Consider the following 14791-nt stretch of genomic DNA (forward strand, 5'->3'; position numbering starts at 1 on the left):
TTTGCAATTTAGTTAGTTATCACTTACTATATGCTTATGAACAAGAAAACACATGTAGATAGCAAGAAGAAGGATATTATGCAAGCAGCTATGCGCTTATTTGCGACCAAAGGCATCGACGGCATTTCTGTCAAAGAAATCGGGGAGGCTGCCGGTGTGACGGATGCCGCGATTTATAAGCATTTTAAGAGTAAAGATGCGATGGCCTTGGAAGTATTCGGGCAGTATTGCAACAGCTACACTACGTTGATTGACTTCTATCGCAAGCAGAGCGGGAGCTTCATTAGCCGTTTTCATCAATTGGTGGACGAGGTGCTTGTGATGCACGATGAAGATCAGTATGGTCTGCTTCTGTTATCACAGCATCATGAGCTATATGTGGAGGCAAGCCAAAGCTCGAATGTCCGGGAGCCGCTAGAGGCGTTAGTCGAATTTATTGAGCAGGGGATTCGGCACGGAGAACTGCCCAAGCAGGATGCCCAGCTATCCGGTGTGCTCATTATTGGAGCTATTACACGCTTGTCCGTGTCCAGTCTGGAGGGTGAATTGCCCCAGCAGCTTATTCCGTTTGCAACGGAGGTCAAGGAACGTTTAACCGCTTTATTAAGTCAAGGTCAGTAGTGACCTTTTCTTTTTAAATATAAAGTTAGTGTTTTCTAACTAAAAATAAAATATGAGGGTAGGAAGTGGCTCGAATGTCTAAAAAGATATTGGTTATTCAGGGAAATCCGGTCGTTGGCAGTTATGGAGAAGCGCTGGCTCAATCCTATGTAAAAGGAGCGAAGGCTGCGGGGGCTGAGGTGCGTTTATTGCAGTTGTCCGCGTTGGACTTTAATCCTAATCTATTAGGTGGATATCGCAATAAATTGCCGCTGGAACCGGATTTAATCAAAGCTCAGGAATCCATTAAGTGGGCAGAGCATCTGGTTTTCGTTTTTCCGATCTGGTGGGGGAGCTTGCCTGCATTAATGAAAGGATTCATTGACCGTACCATTATGCCAGGGTTTGCGTTCAAGTATCAAAAAGGAAAACCCATGCCCGACAAGCTCCTAAAAGGCAGAACGGCCCGCCTCATTACTACGATGGACGGACCGGGCTGGTACTACCGATTTTTCCAGGGACAGCCTGGGCATCGGATGATGAAGGATTCCACGCTACATCTATGTGGTGTCAAACCGGTGCGTTCTACTACAATTGATCTCATGAATAAATTATCGGATCAGCAGCGCAAAGGTTGGCTGAGTAAGGTCGAGCAGCTGGGGCGAAGCATGAGCTAGGTGAAAGTCTGATTCCATTGCTGGATTTAATGCACCAGTGGGGGCAGGATCATCAAAAGCTGAGAGCTGCATTGGAGTAGATTGGTTCATAGAATAGGGTCAGCCTAACAGCCTCTCTTTGAAGTAAAAGAGGGGCTGTTTTTGGCACGTCCGACAGGGCTGTATCTGGGAGATGATCCGGCTAAAGTAACATTCTCCCCTTTGAAAAGTTGATTTCCCTATCCCGTCCTGTTTTTCGTTCCCTCTATAATCAGATTAAAGATTCTAGGGGGGCATTTTATGAAACTGAAAAAAGTACACGCCTATGTGTTTGTATTCCCGAGTTTGTTTCTGACCCTTGTGTTTGGCATTTATCCTCTGCTTTGGGCGCTTCGCTATATGTTCTATGATTATCAGGGCTTCGGGACGCCTGTTTTTATTGGCCTCGATAATTTTGGGCGAGTTCTGCGCGACCATCAATTCTGGTCCTCTGTGGGAAATACCGGGATTTATGCTCTAGGCAAGTTGCTCGTAACCGTTCCGTTATCCTTGATTTTGGCTATTATTTTGAATCGCAAGTTAAAGGGACGTTCCTTGCTGCGGGCGATTTATTATTTGCCCACGATTTTCAGCGCCTCAGTTATGGCGATCGTCTTTTTTATTATCTTCAACTCCTATAACGGAATTTTGAACCAACTGCTGCTCAAGTATCATCTTGTCTCTGCCCCGATTAACTGGCTTGGTGCTGATCATGCCATGCTGACCACCATTATCATCGCCATCTGGGGCGCTGTGGGCAACTACATGCTGCTGTTCCTCGCTGGTCTTCAAGGCATTCCCAACGATCTTTATGAAGCGGCTTCGCTTGACGGCGCCAATGAGTTCCAGAAGCTTAAGTATGTGACCATTCCGATGCTGGGGCCTGTAATGCAGATGATCATCATGCTGGCCATTACTATTTCCCTCAAGGGCTATGAGAGCATCATGGTGCTGACCGAAGGTGGGCCTTACGGAAAAACAGAGGTGATGTATCTGTATCTGTTCAAGCTGCTGTTCCCGGTGTCGGCTGAAAGCCAGTCACTCCAGCAATTGGGTTACGGCAGTGCCGTCGGCTTCACTACAGCGTTGATTGTAGGGGGAGTTACGTTCATCTACTTCCGTATTTCCAAGAAGCTGAATGATGTTTACTAGAAGCAGGCAGGAGGAGAACAGAATGAATCCTACTAATACCTACCATACCTTATCCCCAAAGCTGGCTCGCTGGACCGGCAAGACGGTCCTCTGGGTGTTCCTGCTCACGGCGGCCATTCTAGCGATATTCCCGATTGTCATCGTGGTACTCGGCTCGTTCAAGACGAATCAGGAGCTGACAAGCAGTGCAACCATCTGGCCCCAAAGCTGGCACTTTTCCAACTATGTCCAGGCTTGGAAGAACGCCAATTTCTCCCGCTTTACCCTGAACAGCATTTTTGTAAGCGTGGCCACGACGATCGGCACCCTGCTGGTCGCGTCCATGTCCGCCTATGCAGTGAACCGGGTACATTTTTTCGGCAAAAAGGCGTACTCTCTGCTCATGGCATCCACCTTGTTTATCTCGATCGGGGCCGTGGTGCTGCGTCCGCAATTTGACTTGATGGTCATGCTCGGTCTGAACAAAACGCTGTGGGGGATCATCATTATACTGGTCAGCGCACATGCCACCTGTTATTTTATGCTGATCGGATTTTTCAGAAGCATTCCCAAGGATCTAGATGAGGCAGCGATGATTGACGGCTGCAACTTTTATTCGGTGTACTGGCGGATTGTGCTCCCGTTATTGCGACCGGCGCTTGCCGTTGCCGGGCTCTCAGCATTCCAGGGCTCATGGAATGAGTATATTTTGCCGCTTGTTTTCACGATGAGCAATCCAGAGTTGCAGACGCTGCCAGTAGGGTTGGCCAACCTGCGGTACGGCATCGGAGCCGCCGCCGAGATTCAATTGATGATGGCTGGCGCCTGCCTGTCCATTCTGCCGCTTCTGGTAGTCTATGTGTTCGCCAATAAATCGTTTATGCAAGTTACGCTTGGCGCTGTCAAGGGGTAGAGTAACTTTGATTCTGTTGTTACAATGGGCTTCAAGGAGTGGTGGCCAATGAGACTCAGTTTCTACAAGCTTTCTCTGAAAAAGAGAATTCAACTGCTATTTATTTTCCTGGCCATATTGTGCATCAGCGTGACGGGGATCTGCTCCTATCTCTTTGCCGCTCGCAGCATCGAGCGCAATGCCTTGCAGCTTAAGCAGGGGATTTTAAAAAAATCAGTGCAGGTGATGGATGAACATCTCAGGCATATTGTAGTTTCGTCTTATTCCTTTATGCTGAATGAAACGTTCAACCAGGTGATGAAGGATGTGCGCAACAATAACGCCGTCGACTATTATCAGAATCTGTCCCTGCTGCAAACTTCGTTTGCTCAGTTGAAGCTGGTGGAGCCGCTGATTGATACAGCTTATCTGAACACGCCAATCGGCGATTTTTTCTCCACCAAAGATTTCCCCGACCGGACAAAGCGCTTTTCGGAAGAATATGGAACCTATACGAAGCAGATAGGCTGGAATACCCTGTGGATCGGGACCCATCGCAACGAGCTGTTTCAGTGGAAAGGCAACGTGCTGTCGTTGCTGCTAAAGCCGACGGTGCTGGACAATCATTATATTCCGAATGTATATATGGTTGTGAATATGAGAGAGCAAGCTATGCGGGCCATTCTGGAGCAGGATCTGATGAATAATCAGGTTCAGCTTTTTTTGCTACAAAAGGATGGAACGATGGTGATCCAGCCCGAAGACCGGCAGTATGATTTTAATACAGGACGGGAGTTTATCGACCATTTCAGCAGGGGAGGAGAAGGTGATTTCAATTATACGAATGCCCAGGGAGAGGAATTGCTGGTCAATTACAACACACTTTCTATGAATGAGGATTGGGTGATGGTCAGCATCCAGTCCAAGGCCGACCTGCTGTATCCGCTGAAGAAGATCCGCTGGCTGATCATTTGGATTATGCTGTTCTGCATTGTGCTCGCGCTTATCTTGTCCAACCTGCTGGCCTCCGCTTTATTGAAACCGCTTCATAAACTACAGAGCCTGATGGCTAAGGTGGAATACAATGATCTGGATGTGCGGTTCAACAGCAGGTATGAGGATGAGGTGAGCAGTGTTGGCCATACATTTAACCGGATGCTGGATCAGATTCAGTTGCTGATTCAGGAGGTGCGGACTTCGGAGCAGGACAAGCGCAAATCCGAGGTCAAGGCGCTTCAGGCGCAGGTGGACCCTCATTTTTTGTATAACACGTTGAATACTATTTTTTGGAAAAGCGAAAGCGGCGAGAAAAAAGATGTTAGTGAGATGATTGTCTCCTTGTCGCTATTGTTCCGGCTAGGACTGAACAACGGGAACGATATCACTACCTTGAAACAGGAAATTAAGCATGTCGAGCAATATTTGCAATTGCAGCAAAAATGCTATGAGGACCTATTTACGTATTCGATCCATGTTGAAAATCTATCATATCTTTCCATTCCAATGTTGAAAATACTACTTCAGCCGCTGGTGGAGAACTCCATTCTGCATGGGTTTCGAGATAAGGCCGTGCTTGGCAGCATCTTCATCAAAGTATACCGCCAAGGCGAGTTCCTGCTGTTACAAGTGACCGACAACGGCTGCGGAATGGATGCTGAGCAGATGGAAAAGGCTGTGTACGAGCATGATGCGGACCGCAAGGGTTATGCGCTGTCCAATCTCCGGAGCAGGCTCAGTCTGCATTATGGGGAGTCGGCTTCCATTACGTTCAGGAGTATTCCAGACATCGAGACGACCGTTACCATCACAATCCCGTTTATGTAGGAGGTCACAATGGATCACTTGAAGATGTGCGTTATGGATGATATTCAAGCCGTTGTAAAAGGGATATCCGCGACCATTCCATGGCCGGATCACAATATTGAGGTCGTAGGCACTGCAGGCGATGGTGAGCATGGTTGGACTCTTCTGCTGGAGAAAGATCCAGATATCGTCATCAGTGATATCCGGATGCCGAAGCTCAACGGTCTGGAGCTGATGAGGCGCGCTTCTGGTCAATGTTTACGCACCAAATTTATTTTTATTAGCGGTTATTCCGATTTCAGCTATGCGCAGGAAGCGATTAAGCTTGGCGCTTCCGATTATTTGCTAAAACCGTTCACTCCGCCGGAAATTCTGGAAGCAGTGCTGAAAGTGAAAAAGGTAATCGAGTCCGAACGAGCCAAGTCGGAGCAGCTTAAGCAGTTGGAGCAAAAAATGGACGCCAGCCATTTGCAGCTCCGCCAGGATTATTTGACCCGTCTGCTTCGCCAGGAAACAGGTGTCCGCCTAAGCGATAGCCGTTGGAGCGATCTCCATATTGATCTGGAAGCCGATAAACTAATGGTCATGGCCATCGAAATGGACTGCTATACCGAATACGGCTACACCCTGCATCTTGACGACAGCGAAATCATTCCCTTTGCGATCAAAAATATTCTGGACGAGACGCTGAATTTGCATACCCGGGGTGTTGTGCTGCATGAGAGCAAGCAGCGGCTAGCAGCCATCTTTAATCCGCCAGATGGGATGGAGACTTCAGTGTTGCTGGAACTTTGCAGGGAGAATGTGGAGAAATTCAGCAAAAAAACCGTTTCGATTGGCCTGGGCACGATGGCCCGGGGACCGAGAGAAATCCATACAGCGTTTGTGCATGCCGCCAAAGCGCTGGCTTATCGTTTTTACAGCGAGGGCAATTGCGTGTTCCGGTATACGGAACTTGCTCAGGAGGATTTTGCAGCTCCAGACTACCCTGTGGAGAAGGAAAAGGAATTGCTGTATGCGTTGAGATGCGGTAACAAAACGAGCTGCCACCTGATGATTGACGACATTTTTCATCAATGGACATTGTCCCACAAATTCCCGGAGCCACTGGCTATGATTCGCTTATTGTCAGGGCTCGCTTTCGCCATGTACCGGGCGTTTTGTGATGAGATCACCGAGGAAGAACGCATTCAGTTGGAGGCAGACTTAATGGCGCTGGAAGAGAACCGTTCGTTGACCTTCGGCGGCTGGAAGAGCTACATCAATCATTTCAGCAGCATGGGCTGTGAATTTGTAGAGAAGAAGCGGCTCAGGGATGTTACACAAGCGATTCACCGGGCCAGGGAATACATTCGTCTGCATCTCCAGGAGAATCTAACGCTTCACAATTGCGCTCGGGCGGTTCATTTAAGCCCAAGTTATTTTGCAAACGCCTTCAAGAAGGAGACAGGCATGACCCTGATTCAATATATTACCAAGATGAGAATGGAAAGAGCGAAGGAACTGCTAATTGCAGGAGTACAGGTTCAGGAAATTTCACAGATGCTCGGATATGAGGACCGTCCGTATTTCAGCGGTCTGTTTAAAAAGTATTGTGGCATGACGCCCACCAGTTTCAGGCAGATGTATTTGAAATGAACAGGAACCCGGGACAATCATTTTTTCCCCCATACAAAGTTAAAATGTCCCTCACTCCCGGGAAAACGTAACCACTATGATTACGTTAACGGGTAACCGCAGAGGTTGTCTGGAAAAACAAAAGGGGGCATAACGATGGTTAAGAAGTGGATTATCCTAACACTGAGCGCAGTCCTGGCCTTGAGCCTGGGCGGCTGTTCATCGGACAGCGGCAATAATGACGCTCCGGCCGATTCCAAAGGAACTACGGGAGAGAAAACCAAAGTCATTTACTGGACACCCGACCGCCATGATGCCGATTTCATGAAAGCAAAGGTTGACAAGTTTAACCAGACGAACCGAGATAATATTGAAGTGGAAATGAACGTAATGGGCGACAATTATCCGCAGGCGGTGGACATTTCGTTTGCCAGCAAGCAGGCTCCGGATGTACTGCAAATCAACGATTTCCAGACCTATTATAAGAAAGGCTATTTGGCCCCAATCAACTCCTATATGAGCGACGAGATGAAGGCGACCTTCAAAGACAGTCTGATCGAGAATAAGAATACCATCGACGGCAAGATATTTACCTTGCCCAACACAGGGCAAATCTGGAGACTGATTTATAATAAAGATATCTTTAAGAAAGCCGGCATCGCGACTCCTCCCACAACGCTTGCCGACATGGTGGTTGCGGCCAAAAAGATTACAGAGGTCGGCAAAAGCGAAGGAATTTACGGTTTTGCCAGCCCGTTCAAGAGCGGAAACGGCTTCTGGCGGGCGGCGAATACGATTGCAGGCGTCAGCAACAATACAGGCATCGACGGTTACAATTACAAAACAGGCCAGTTTGATTTTGGCATGTACAAGGATATCGCTTTGGCGCTACGGCAAATGAAAGAAGACGGCAGTATGCTACCGGGAGTGGAGAATCTGGATATCGATCCGCTGCGCGCGCAATTTGCCCAAGGTAAAATCGGGATGTACATTAACCACTCGGCTGAACCCGGAGTGTACAAGGACCAGTTCCCGACCACCGAAAACTGGGGAGCGGTTCCCGTGCCGTCTATTGACGGAACCATTAAAGGCGCATCACAAATTATCGGCGGTTCCTACATTGGTATCAGCGCCGATTCCGCCCACAAGGAAGCGGCCTGGAAGTTTATGGAGTACGTGTACAGCAAGGAATTGCAAAGCGAATACTATGAAAAGGGCTACGGAATCTCCTTAATCCCAGCCGTGTTGAGCTCAGGCAAGAAGCCGAGTATTCCGGGCATTGAAGGATTCCTGCCAAAACAGGTTGACGCCATTTATCCAGCTAATCCAAGTATAATTACGGAAAGCTCTTTGGAAGGCATGAAATGGGCAGAAGCTTTTAACGTATTTGTATTCACCGGCGGTGATGTGGACGCCATAATCAAGGATTTAAATACTAGATATAACACATCTCTTGAAAAATTAAGAGCAGCTGGTACTACCAATATTGTAGCTGATCCCAATTTTGACGCCGCCAAGCTACAGGGCAAATTGTCCACAGAAGAATAACCTGTGGCTGTCCCGCGGCCGATTCCCCAAGCGGTTCGGCCGCTTATTTTATCTGAAAGGGGTAGGAAAGCATGATTATTGAAAATGGGGAAGCAAAAACGCATGTCATTGACGGAAGCAGCTCCCGCAAAATTCTCGGTATGGGTGGAACGCTGATGATGGTGGAGGTCACCTTTCGCAAGGGCGGAGTGGGAGAAGTCCATTCCCACGATAAGCATGAGCAGGTCAGCTATATTGTAAAAGGAAGCTTCGAGGTCCGAGTCGGCGACGAGACGCGCATTCTCAAGGCGGGAGATAGCTTCTACGCGGGTTATAACGTTCTGCATGGCGTGAAGGCGCTGGAAGACTCCGTCATTCTGGATGTGTTCAATCCCTTTCGCGAAGATTTTCTTGAGGATCAGCAATGAACGACTATTACCTGCCGAAGCTCGAATTGCGCAGGACTGCGGAGTATTACGCCCGCCATTTTCCCGGCGAAGCCGAAGCGTCAATCGCCATTGCCGATCATGCTGTGGTCAATGAATTTATCGTGCCTTACACCCATGACTTGAGCCGCTGGATTCCACTAGGCGATCCGGTGGATTGGCTGCATAATCCCTCCAAGGACCCGGAGTTCACCTGGGGAATCAATCGGCATTGGCATATGCCGGATCTGGGCAAAGCATACCTGATGAATGGCAATCCGCAGTATGTCTCCGCGTTTATCAACCATTATCGCGGTTGGCGGAAGCAGAACCCGGTTCCTGCCGTTCCGTCCTATGAAGAAGCCGTGTTCTTCCAGAAGCTTGGCCCTTGGCGGTTGCTGGAAACCGGATTGCGCGTGCAGTCCTGGATCTCTGCTTACAAATATATGGAGGACAGCCCACTGCTGACCGAACCGTTTCACGCCGAATTTTTACAGGGGCTGGAAGAACATGCCGAGTTCCTCACTCGGTATCTGGGCAGTACCGAAATTAATCATGCCATTATGCATATGCAAGGCCTGTTCATGATCGCTACGTTTTATCATTGGCATCCACGCGCGCCGTATTGGCGGCAGTTGGCGTCCGAGCGGCTGGAGCTTTGCCTGCTGCATCAGGTTGGCCCCGAAGGGGTGCAGATTGAGCTTACGACCCACTATCACAATGCCAGCATCGAGATGTTCGGCACCCCCTATTTACTGGGCAGGCTGTCCGGTTGTCCCTTCTCGGAGTGGTTCGGCGAGCAACTTCGCAAAATGGCGGCATTCACGGAGGTGCTTATCCGGCCAGACCACCAATCTACAGGAGTCGGCGACTCCGACTGGGTTGGCGACGGGCGGCAGCGGTTGACGCTGTTGGGCGCGATTCTGGAAGATGACGAACTGATCTGCCGAGGGGCGGATAGCTCGGAAAGCCTCTGGCTGCTGGGAGCGGAGAAATATGGACGTTGTATGCAGCTTCAGGCTGCTTACAAGCCTTCAACGGAGAGCCGGGCATTTCCACAGACCGGGTACTATGTGATGCGGGATGAGCAGCAGTATTTGTTTTTTGACGCCGCCGCTATGGGCGGGGCGCACGGTCATGCCGATGCGCTGAATCTGGAATGGATGTGGAAGCAGCAGCTTTTTTTCACAGATACCGGACGGTACACCTACGAAGAAGGGGAATGGCGCCATTATTTCAAAAGCACGCGGGCGCATAATACGATCACGGTGGATGGCGAGGACCAGACGCCGTATGTATCCACGCAACAATGGGGCACGCCTGCGGCCGAAGCGAAGACATACCGCTGGGAGAGCAACAGCCGTTATCACTTCATTGATGCTTCCCATGACGGCTATACTCGCTTGTCCGATCCTGTAACACATCGCAGGTGGGTGCTGCTTGGTTCGGAGGTTCCAATTATGCTGTTAGTCGATTGGCTGGAAGCCGAAGCGGAGCACGAGATGGAGCAACGGTTTCATCTGCACCCGGAAGCTGTAGTAGAGCTGTTGGCGGGAGAGACGGGTAGTCTGGGCGCTTCCGCTTCCTTGGTTTATCCGGGTTCTTCTGTCAAGCTTGCTATACAGTGGACAACGGCCGGGTTGACGGAAGGGCGCTTCACGGTCAGCGAACAGCAGGGCTGGGTATCGAAAATATACGGCTCCAAAGCGGAGACGCCTGTGTTACAGGGACAAGCCGCTTTTTCAGGAAAAGCTGGCGTTCTTACAGTATGTCTGCCGGAGGATTCGGCCGATAACGGCGAGCCGCTCCGCCTGACCGCGTGGGAGATCGATCCTGCGCGTCAGCGGGTCGAGGTGTCCTATGTGTATGGTACCGCCATCGGAACCATCGTAATTGATGGCACCACGCTGGAATGGAGGGATCATGGATGACTTCCGATGTTGAACTGGGCGCATCCACCGCCTGGATCGCAGGAATTGATGTCGGCGGCACCAAGACCTTGTTTTGCCTCGCTGGGGTGGACGGGAGCATTCGCGGCAAACGCAAGTTAGATACGCAGCTGAGCAGGGACCCGAAAAGCTTTATGGAATGGCTGTTTGCCGAGCTGGGGCAATTTTGCCAAGCTCATGGAACCAAACTTTCCAAACTGGCTGGAGTGGGTATCGGCTTGCCGGGAGTGATGAACGAGCAGACAGGCATTCTATCCAGCGCACCAGCATTGGACTGGCCGGCAGAGGATATTCGCCCGTGGATTGCGCACCACTATGAAGGAATCGTGGTGCTGGACAATGATGTGAACATGGCGGCGCTTGGGGAGCAGTGCAAGGGTGCAGCGGCTGGCTGTGAACATTTTATAATGATTACGGTCGGCACTGGCATCGGCGGTGCGTTGTACCTGAACGGGCAGCTGTATAAGGGGGGGACCTTCTCCGCTGGGGAGATCGGGTACTTCGTGATCGAAATGGATCGGGAGACGTTGTCCACAGGGAAGAGCGGTGTCTTGGAGAGGTTCGGGGCGTTGGAGAATCAAGCTTCCGGTACTGGCATCGCGTTACAGGCGGCGCGTTGTACGGAAGACGGTGCGCTGTGCCTGGTGCTCTCGCTGCAGGCGGCTGGCGGTCCGGTCACGGCCAAGCATGTCTTCGCGGCGGCTGCAGAAGGCAGTCAGCTCGCGGCCCGCGTGTTGGACCGGGCTTATCATCTGATGGCCATTGCCATCGCCAACTTGACCATCACGCTTAATCCACAGCTTGTTGTGCTGGGTGGCGGCGTCGTGGAGAAAAATGTGGAATATGCTGGCGAATTGGCCGAACGTGTCTCCGCATTAAGTCCTGTTGCTGTGGACATCCGCAAGGCGGCACTCGGCAACGAAGCGGGCGCGATCGGAGCGGTCGAGGCTATCAGGAGAGCGCTCCGGGGCAGTGGGCGGCTGTAGAGTACCGACAAATAACCGTCTCCAGTTTAATGGTAAGTGTGCAGGATTGCACGCTCTGATCATCAACCGGGGAACGGTTTTTTGTTGCACGAACGATTGGGATGGGAAGCTTCATTATTCCTGAGATCGTAATAGGGATAGTCAAATCAGCTTGTCTCCCTCATTACCAAGGTCAATCTCATTGTGACGTAGTGAATCTACTCTAATTTGTGAAAGAAGTATGGAAAAGTTGATTGCGACCAAAATAATACTTCAAAAAAAGGATGATACAGGAAAATGTCGAAATGAAGAAGAGAGGTATACCTATAACACCATGATTTTACATAAAAGCATACTAATCGAAGATATAGAGGGATCGAAACATAATGGATGAACAGAAGTTTTTACTGATATTAAAAGATAGGGATCGTACTGCAGAAGTTCTTTCATTTGCGATACAAGGGAATAAAGCGACTATGACGTTCCAAAATGACTCTAGTAAAACCTATAACTATCCGCTAGATCAATTGCATACGTTAATGACATTAGGCATCCACTGTAGCGAAGAAGCTAAATAATATATCTTTTCTTACTGGTAAGAAGCTTAATATCCAATAGTTTTGAACATGCAAAAAAAGCTTATTCCCACTCATGTTTAAGTTGGAATAAGCTTTTGAAAGGTTGGCTGCTATCATTCACCTGCGAAGCATGGACGACAGGCTTATTCGGCGGTTGTTTTCGCTTGCTCTGCTGCGAAGATGACAGGCTTCATAATCCGGCTCAGCATATCCTGCTTCGGACGATTCCAGGTAACCCAATCATCCAGCAGCAGACCGCCTGTGTCGCCGCTATTCGGATTCAGGGACCAGTACGTAAAGTACAGGTTGTTGGCACGAATATAGTCTACGAGTGCATTTTGCCATTTGCCCTCAGTAGTAGACAAATCAACATTACGACCGCCGAATTCACCGACCAGCACCGGAGCTATGTTTTGCTTGCTGATGTAGCCCCAGGTTTGATCCCAGATCGCTGGCAGGTTGGACGGGAAGGCCGGGTCGTTGAACCATGGCTGCGAAGATACACCAGGACCGTAATCATGTGGAGAATATACGACACGGTTTGGTACGTCCAGAACGACAGGATAGTTGGCTACACCTGTCAGGTTGCCGCCCCACCAGTATTGGCTATTGTTGCCTTGTACATTGTGGTCTACACCTTCTACGAGAATCAGCCAATTCGGGTTCACGGACAGAATGGCATTCCCTGCACGTTGTGCCGCCAGACGCCAGTCTGTGGAGACATTGCCTGTACCCCAGCTTGCCTGACCGTGTGGCTCGTTGTGCAAATCCGCGCCAATGACGGTAGGGTTGTTTTTATAACGTTCAGCTAACATTTTCCAGTCACTAATCCAACGAGTCTCAGGGTACTGGGACGTGTACCACAGCTCGGATTGTCCACCTGAGCCTGGACGGTGACGGTCAAGGATAATCTGAATACCGCGTTGTCCAGCTTTTTCGATCAGCTTGTCCATGATTTGAATCGGAGTTAATCCGACCAGATCAGGGTTTTTGTGATAATCAATACTGTCTGGACGGGAACTGGAATCGAACAACTGATTACTGTAAGGCAGACGGATCAGATTGTAGCCTTCTTTCTTCACCTGGTCCAGCATGTCGTCCATTGAACGGCTCCACAGTCCATGCAAGGTGTAATTAGGGGTTTCCAGACCGAACCAATTCAGGCCGTTAAATGCCGCCTCTTTCCCGGATTCGTCTACAATCTTGTTTCCTTGGGTGTGATAATATCCTTTCACACTGGCTGCATCTGCCGAAGCGGGAGTATAGCCATACAGTGTGAAGCCCATTACGAGGGAGGCAATGACGAAAAATGTTTTTTTCAACCCTTTTTTCTTCATGTTTTTTGCTTCCTCCTTTATTTGAATATATTTGTAACCGATTACAATTTTATTTTATGTTCAAATCTTCCATCAAACAAGTTCATAAAATTCGTATATTTCTAAGATTTCTGTACAAGAAGGTATATAATAAAGTGAAATACACTTTACATACAGGTTGTAGAATATATATTTGAAAATGAACACGCCTGACACGCAGAAAAAGAGAGGGGGTTAACCATGGTAACAACGATGAAAGAAGTTGCAGAACGTGCAGGGGTGTCGAAGAGCACAGTTTCGCAGTTTCTGCATAAAAGATACAACTATATGAGTGAAAACACCAAGAAGAAGATCGAGCAAGCGATTGAGGATCTCAGTTATATTCCCAATGAGGTGGCACGTAGTCTCAAGCAGAAGAAGACCTTCATTGTGGGGGTTATTTCTTCAACCATTTTATCGAGATTTACAACAGAAGTCGTGCGTGCAATTGAAGATGAATGCCAACTGGAAAATGTCCAGGTCATTGTCTGCAATACCGATGATGATTCGCTCAAAGAGAAAAAGTATGTCCAGTCGATGATTGCTCGGCAAGTGGATGGACTTATCATTTTCCCGACGGAAGAGAACAAGAAATTATATGTTTCCCTTGTCAAGAATGGCTATCCTTTCGTGTTTGTGGACCGAAAAATCGATGAAATCAGCGTAGACACGGTGCTGTTGAATAATGAAAAAGCCAGCGAGCTTGCGGTTGAAGAACTCATTGAGCATGGTCATAAAAACATTGGCATTATCACGTTCCCTTTAGGCAAAAAAGCGATCACCACACGAAGTGAGCGGCTGTCAGGTTTCCGAAATACGTTGGGCAAACATGACATACCAGTGAATGAAAACTATATCAAAAGCGGCAGGTTGGATGAAATGCCTAATCTTATTGGACAACTATTCCACATGAAGAATCCGCCCACTGCAATTATTGCTACTAATGACATGATTTTGGAGCAGGTGCTGATTTATGCAAAAAATAACCATCTGACCATACCTAATGACTTTTCCTTGATTGGCATAGATGATGTATCCTTTGCGTCTTTTTATAATCCGCCGATCACTACCGTTTCCCAGCCGAGCTTTGAAATGGGGAAAAGAAGTGCGAGGCTGCTGCTGGAGAAAATTGATCAAAATGAGCAGGATCATGAGGAGATGTCAGAAATCATCCGATTGAATCCGGCCATTAACCACAGAGAATCTGTCCAAAAATTGAACTGAATAATTTGAATAAGTCTTTTTATCTTTTTG

12 protein-coding genes are annotated in these 14791 nt (G+C 48.8%); 11 read left to right on the top strand and 1 reads right to left on the bottom strand.

From position 1 onward, the window contains the following. Window positions 1–36: 36 nt before the first annotated feature. The 10 genes from ACQ4MX_RS22965 to ACQ4MX_RS23010 all read left to right on the top strand — a co-directional run bounded on the left by ACQ4MX_RS22965 (window position 37) and on the right by ACQ4MX_RS23010 (window position 11625). Complete coding sequence (locus ACQ4MX_RS22965; RefSeq protein ID WP_431091389.1) at window positions 37–621, top strand: TetR/AcrR family transcriptional regulator; 585 nt, start codon at window positions 37–39, stop codon at window positions 619–621. Between the two features lie 74 nt (window positions 622–695). Beyond that, on the top strand, window positions 696–1277 hold the full coding sequence (locus ACQ4MX_RS22970) for an NAD(P)H-dependent oxidoreductase (RefSeq protein ID WP_431087513.1): 582 nt from the start codon (window positions 696–698) through the stop codon (window positions 1275–1277). Window positions 1278–1556: 279 nt separating this feature from the next. Then, a complete protein-coding gene (locus ACQ4MX_RS22975; RefSeq protein ID WP_014282794.1) occupies window positions 1557–2447 on the top strand; it encodes a carbohydrate ABC transporter permease in 891 nt (296 codons plus the stop codon). Window positions 2448–2469: 22 nt separating this feature from the next. Beyond that, window positions 2470–3339 carry a carbohydrate ABC transporter permease gene (locus tag ACQ4MX_RS22980; RefSeq protein WP_014282793.1) on the top strand — a complete coding sequence of 290 codons (870 nt, stop codon included), beginning with the start codon at window positions 2470–2472 and terminating at the stop codon, window positions 3337–3339. A 48-nt stretch (window positions 3340–3387) separates the two neighbouring features. Then, entirely contained in the window at window positions 3388–5142 is a 1755-nt protein-coding gene (locus tag ACQ4MX_RS22985; protein ID WP_431087514.1) for a histidine kinase, read from the top strand. A gap of 9 nt (window positions 5143–5151) precedes the next feature. Then, a complete protein-coding gene (locus tag ACQ4MX_RS22990; RefSeq protein ID WP_431087516.1) occupies window positions 5152–6759 on the top strand; it encodes a helix-turn-helix domain-containing protein in 1608 nt (535 codons plus the stop codon). A gap of 135 nt (window positions 6760–6894) precedes the next feature. Then, a complete protein-coding gene (locus ACQ4MX_RS22995) occupies window positions 6895–8286 on the top strand; it encodes an ABC transporter substrate-binding protein (RefSeq protein ID WP_431087517.1) in 1392 nt (463 codons plus the stop codon). Window positions 8287–8357: 71 nt separating this feature from the next. After that, entirely contained in the window at window positions 8358–8693 is a 336-nt protein-coding gene (locus ACQ4MX_RS23000) for a cupin domain-containing protein (RefSeq protein WP_044648869.1), read from the top strand. Then, window positions 8690–10621: an alginate lyase family protein gene (locus ACQ4MX_RS23005; RefSeq protein WP_431087519.1), complete on the top strand. Its 1932-nt coding sequence runs from the start codon at window positions 8690–8692 to the stop codon at window positions 10619–10621. The genes ACQ4MX_RS23000 and ACQ4MX_RS23005 overlap by 4 nt, the downstream gene beginning before the upstream one ends. Continuing rightward, on the top strand, window positions 10603–11625 hold the full coding sequence (locus ACQ4MX_RS23010) for an ROK family protein (protein WP_431087520.1): 1023 nt from the start codon (window positions 10603–10605) through the stop codon (window positions 11623–11625). Before ACQ4MX_RS23005 ends, ACQ4MX_RS23010 begins: the two co-directional genes overlap by 19 nt. Before the next feature lie 700 nt (window positions 11626–12325). Here the strand turns inward: ACQ4MX_RS23010 and ACQ4MX_RS23015 are convergent. Beyond that, complete coding sequence (locus tag ACQ4MX_RS23015; protein WP_431087522.1) at window positions 12326–13519, bottom strand: glycoside hydrolase family 5 protein; 1194 nt, start codon at window positions 13517–13519, stop codon at window positions 12326–12328. A 219-nt stretch (window positions 13520–13738) separates the two neighbouring features. Between ACQ4MX_RS23015 and ACQ4MX_RS23020 the strand changes: the two genes are divergently transcribed. After that, on the top strand, window positions 13739–14761 hold the full coding sequence (locus ACQ4MX_RS23020; RefSeq protein ID WP_431087524.1) for a substrate-binding domain-containing protein: 1023 nt from the start codon (window positions 13739–13741) through the stop codon (window positions 14759–14761). Window positions 14762–14791 lie beyond the last annotated feature (30 nt).

The sequence above is a fragment of the Paenibacillus sp. 8b26 genome (assembly GCF_050626875.1).
Lineage (GTDB): Bacteria > Bacillota > Bacilli > Paenibacillales > Paenibacillaceae > Paenibacillus.

Coding starts and splice junctions, on each gene's coding strand:
- ACQ4MX_RS22970 (WP_431087513.1), top strand. CDS start 696: ATGTCTAAAAAGATATTGGTTATTCAGGGAAATCCGGTCGTTGGCAGT.
- ACQ4MX_RS23000 (WP_044648869.1), top strand. CDS start 8,358: ATGATTATTGAAAATGGGGAAGCAAAAACGCATGTCATTGACGGAAGC.
- ACQ4MX_RS22985 (WP_431087514.1), top strand. CDS start 3,388: ATGAGACTCAGTTTCTACAAGCTTTCTCTGAAAAAGAGAATTCAACTG.
- ACQ4MX_RS22995 (WP_431087517.1), top strand. CDS start 6,895: ATGGTTAAGAAGTGGATTATCCTAACACTGAGCGCAGTCCTGGCCTTG.
- ACQ4MX_RS22965 (WP_431091389.1), top strand. CDS start 37: ATGAACAAGAAAACACATGTAGATAGCAAGAAGAAGGATATTATGCAA.
- ACQ4MX_RS22975 (WP_014282794.1), top strand. CDS start 1,557: ATGAAACTGAAAAAAGTACACGCCTATGTGTTTGTATTCCCGAGTTTG.
- ACQ4MX_RS22990 (WP_431087516.1), top strand. CDS start 5,152: ATGGATCACTTGAAGATGTGCGTTATGGATGATATTCAAGCCGTTGTA.
- ACQ4MX_RS22980 (WP_014282793.1), top strand. CDS start 2,470: ATGAATCCTACTAATACCTACCATACCTTATCCCCAAAGCTGGCTCGC.
- ACQ4MX_RS23015 (WP_431087522.1), bottom strand. CDS start 13,519: ATGAAGAAAAAAGGGTTGAAAAAAACATTTTTCGTCATTGCCTCCCTC.
- ACQ4MX_RS23005 (WP_431087519.1), top strand. CDS start 8,690: ATGAACGACTATTACCTGCCGAAGCTCGAATTGCGCAGGACTGCGGAG.
- ACQ4MX_RS23010 (WP_431087520.1), top strand. CDS start 10,603: ATGGAGGGATCATGGATGACTTCCGATGTTGAACTGGGCGCATCCACC.
- ACQ4MX_RS23020 (WP_431087524.1), top strand. CDS start 13,739: ATGGTAACAACGATGAAAGAAGTTGCAGAACGTGCAGGGGTGTCGAAG.